This is a genomic window from Kurthia populi, from assembly GCF_042686175.1.
GTDB lineage: Bacteria > Bacillota > Bacilli > Bacillales_A > Planococcaceae > Kurthia > Kurthia populi.
Genome location: NZ_JBHUOR010000070.1, coordinates 1 through 2627, shown reverse-complemented (window position 1 = coordinate 2627; position 2627 = coordinate 1). Strand labels below are relative to the sequence as shown.

The 2627-nt window shown below is 40.9% G+C and carries 5 protein-coding genes; 1 reads left to right on the top strand and 4 read right to left on the bottom strand.

Annotated elements, in window-relative coordinates; all coding sequences use genetic code 11:
* Window positions 1–165, bottom strand: a 165-nt coding sequence (locus ACFSY7_RS10460) for a helix-turn-helix domain-containing protein (RefSeq protein ID WP_380147789.1), incomplete at its 3' end; no start/stop codon positions are given.
* 417 nt (window positions 166–582) lie between these two features.
* On the opposite strand from ACFSY7_RS10460, the gene ACFSY7_RS10455 reads away from it, so the two are divergent.
* The gene (locus tag ACFSY7_RS10455) at window positions 583–1260 is read left to right on the top strand and encodes a Dph6-related ATP pyrophosphatase (protein ID WP_380147788.1); all 678 of its coding nucleotides are present in this window, start codon (window positions 583–585) and stop codon (window positions 1258–1260) included.
* A gap of 46 nt (window positions 1261–1306) precedes the next feature.
* Here ACFSY7_RS10455 and ACFSY7_RS10450 read toward each other — a convergent pair whose 3' ends face one another.
* From ACFSY7_RS10450 to ACFSY7_RS10440, 3 genes are read right to left on the bottom strand one after another with little or no spacing between them, the layout of a single operon-like run.
* Entirely contained in the window at window positions 1307–1678 is a 372-nt protein-coding gene (locus ACFSY7_RS10450) for an iron chaperone (protein ID WP_380147787.1), read from the bottom strand.
* A gap of 34 nt (window positions 1679–1712) precedes the next feature.
* Window positions 1713–2123 (bottom strand): DUF6892 domain-containing protein, encoded by a 411-nt coding sequence (locus ACFSY7_RS10445; protein WP_380147786.1) that lies wholly within the window; start codon window positions 2121–2123, stop codon window positions 1713–1715.
* 54 nt (window positions 2124–2177) lie between these two features.
* Window positions 2178–2504 carry an antibiotic biosynthesis monooxygenase family protein gene (locus ACFSY7_RS10440; RefSeq protein WP_380147785.1) on the bottom strand — a complete coding sequence of 109 codons (327 nt, stop codon included), beginning with the start codon at window positions 2502–2504 and terminating at the stop codon, window positions 2178–2180.
* Window positions 2505–2627: the final 123 nt, after the last annotated feature.

Below are 2627 nucleotides of genomic sequence, written 5' to 3'. Positions count from 1 at the left end.
GGACATAATGGAACGATTCAACCCTTTTCCTTCTTCTTCATAAGAAGTATTCCATAACTCAAGAAAATGGTTGTAAACAAAACGACAATGCCCATGGGTTTGATGTATGAACGCTTGTTGGTCTTTAGTTGGGTAGATACGGAATTTATACGCTTTATGTGGCATGACAGACACCTCCTTTTTCGAATAGTATAATAGGAACAGATGTTCTTTTCAACAAATTAGTACTGGCAGCATAATTGGGTTCGCATTCATCCCCTCCCTCCTCACTACGTTCCTTGAGGGAGGGGTATTCTGCGAAGAAATGATAAAATAAATGATAACGGATGCGTAAAGTAGTGCCCAAACCACATATTTACTTGCCCCAAAAGCTGGCAGTAAATCAGCGGTTGCACGACCTACTTCCGGTATAAGGAATAGACAGAATAAAACCATTGGTAAACTTAAGACAAAAACAGCCGTCTTTAAAAACAACGTCGATGCGCTCTTCATAAAAACACCTCACTTTTTATTTTCATGTTGATAATAGCATGTGATTTATCGTTTTACAATAAATATATATCGTAAAGGAGAATATAAAAAATGAAAAACTGGAAAACAAACGCACAAAAGCAACCCTTTATCGCCTCTTATAGCGGCGGAAAAGATAGTACACTCGCGCTTTATAAAGCGATGCAACAAGGAACTGCTACGGGACTAATTATCATGCTTGAAGAGGAAGGCAAGCGCTCACGTAGCCATGGCATGCCACCTGCATTAATCCATGCACAGGCAGAGGCGCTTCAGTTGCCTGTTTATACTATTGCGACGAGCTGGGAAGGCTATGAGCAAGCTTTCATCACAATTCTGTCACAAGCAAAGGAGGACGGCGCAAATGTCCTCGTAACGGGTGATTTAGATGTCCCTGAGCATGGTTGTTGGCATGACCGTGTCACAAAGCAAGTTGGTCTCAAACTAAGTATGCCGCTATGGGAAATGGATCATGTCGAAGTTGTACGTGAATTTATTGATGCTGGCTTTAAAACCATTTTAGTAACGGTCAATTTATCACTCGGTATGCATGAGGAGGACCTCGGACGCGAGCTGACACATTGCTATGTCGATGAGTTGATTAAGCGAGGGATTGACCCTTGCGGCGAGAGCGGCGAATTCCATACAACGGTTTTAGCAGGCCCTATTTTCAGTAAAGAAATCGCCGTCAAACGCGAGGCAATTATCCGTGACGGAGACTATGCTTTCTTACCGCTTACATTGGCATAATAAAAGCAGGAATCGCTTTAAACACGATTCCTGCTTTTATTATGCTTTACGGACGCCAAAACGTTGTACAATCTGCCTTATCCTTCATATTAAAATCGATAATTTCCTGCAACAACTCATACTGAACGGGCTTTGCAAATGGGATACGAATTAATTTCTTCCCATGCGTATAGCCTAGGTCCTTAATACGTGCTGAAAACCTCTCATCAATATAGCCCTCTGGTGCTACGGAAATATGCGCCTTCGATACACTGAAGCCAATAATAAACGTGCCATGATCTGTAAACATTGGCTGATTCCATTTAAACTCAGGCTTTAGCTGTGGATACATTTCATGAATCCACTGAAGCACTTCTACCATGCGAGCCCGATGCTCTGCCGGCTCAATCTCTTGAATAAATTCTTCAAATTGCTCCATTATAAAAGCCTCCTTCTAACAAATATCCGTTCTTCTATTCCACTGTAATTCCCGCTTCGCGTAAAGGTCCTAACACCTCAGGCTCTGCCATCGAAATATAGTCTACTGTCATAAGGTTCGGCAAATGTTCAAAGCCTTCAACAGACGTTACATCAAAGAACTCATCCTCACCGTCCCAGTCCGGCTGAAGAATATGATAGATTTCATTGCCACCATCAAAACATAGATAATCAACCTTTAATAAATCCTTTTTCGAAAGCTCTAGGTTTTGTAAGTATGTCATAATTTGTGGAATCGGCTTCATATCCTCGTACCATTCATATTGTGTTGTAAATTGCTCTTTCAATGCTTCTAATTCCTGCTCGAAAACTGGTTCCTTATCAAGTAATGCATCAATAACAATGAGCTTAAAATTAAAATCTTTAAACATATTATCACTCCTCATTTTCTTATACCCATTTCAACAAAAAAAGAGCTGCCAAGAGACAACTCTTTTTCATTATAATACGTAATAGCCGCCGCCATCACGCGAAATAATATAGTCTGGTTGTGGCGGTTTGCCACCATGTTCCGCAATCTGTTTTTTATGACCAGCAATATGCTCTGGACTCTTTTCCCATGCCTTCCAAGCTTCTTCCGATTCCCAGCGAATAAGTACGATAACTTCTTCTTCCCCGCGGCGTGTTTTTTTCACTAAAATCTCGCGGCCAATAAAGCCCTCGCGTTTTTCAAGTAGTGATGGCTTTCCTTCTTTTGGTTGGAAACGCTCTAAAACCTTATCTTTAAATCCTTCTTTTACAACGGTACGACGCATTTGTACAAACATGTTTTTGCCTCCTTTTTTATAAGATAGATTGTCAAATTAACTGCACCACTTCACATTCAAATGCATCCTGTGTGGTATTCCAGTTGAGGCACTTTCTTGGTCGATTGTTGATCAATGAAAGTG

Excerpts from the sequence above, each read along its gene's own strand:
- ACFSY7_RS10455 (WP_380147788.1), top strand. The coding sequence starts at position 583 with ATGAAAAACTGGAAAACAAACGCACAAAAGCAACCCTTTATCGCCTCT.
- ACFSY7_RS10450 (WP_380147787.1), bottom strand. The coding sequence starts at position 1,678 with ATGGAGCAATTTGAAGAATTTATTCAAGAGATTGAGCCGGCAGAGCAT.
- ACFSY7_RS10445 (WP_380147786.1), bottom strand. The coding sequence starts at position 2,123 with ATGAGGAGTGATAATATGTTTAAAGATTTTAATTTTAAGCTCATTGTT.
- ACFSY7_RS10440 (WP_380147785.1), bottom strand. The coding sequence starts at position 2,504 with ATGTTTGTACAAATGCGTCGTACCGTTGTAAAAGAAGGATTTAAAGAT.